The following is a 587-nucleotide window of genomic DNA, read 5'->3' as shown; positions in this document are numbered from 1 at the left end:
CCATGAAATCAGTATTCTGACACTTGCCGTTCCTAGAGGCTGCGCAGCGGCTTAACTCCATCGCTCCATTCGATAGCAGTTCCCCTCAACTAGCTGAAGTCACGCTCGAAAAATGTCGTTCATTAAGGCGGATTTGAAGAACATAAAGGGAGAGGTGGTCATGCCAGGTAAAGTCGTGATCGGCCACAGGCAAATTCAAGCCCCAGATGGCAGTTGGCAAAACGATGGACTCGTTGTTGTTGTCGTCAAGATTCCTGGTCTGGTCGGGCTGGCGGAAGGAGGCTTCGATGATCTGGCTTCAAGATCGGAGAGCAGAGGATGGTCAATAGTTTCGGCGGATGTGAAAGAGCTTTGGGTGCCAAAGGCTCCGGATTCTCCAGAGCGAGCGAAGCAGATCGCCCAAAGGCGCAAAATATCGTCTGAGACTTTGGTGCCAAAGTCATTCGATCCGAATAGTGGTTTATCCCTTTTTCGCATCGTGGTCGTAGATGAGTTTGGTGAGCCCCTAGAACCAGCCGGACAGCCAACAATGTGCTTTGTCATCTACGTCACTGTTAGGCTCAAAACAAAGGTGGTCATCAACGAGG

Annotated in this window: 1 protein-coding gene; it reads left to right on the top strand. The window is 50.8% G+C overall.

The window, feature by feature from the left end; all coding sequences use genetic code 11:
* Positions 1-112 precede the first annotated feature (112 nt).
* Positions 113-587 (top strand): hypothetical protein (locus KVS69_RS18625; RefSeq protein WP_217539466.1); only part of this gene is annotated, 475 nt, incomplete at its 3' end.

It is taken from the genome of Stenotrophomonas sp. GbtcB23 (genome assembly GCF_019091045.1).
Classification (GTDB): domain Bacteria; phylum Pseudomonadota; class Gammaproteobacteria; order Xanthomonadales; family Xanthomonadaceae; genus Stenotrophomonas; species Stenotrophomonas rhizophila_A.
This window is presented reverse-complemented; position numbering and strand designations above follow the sequence as displayed.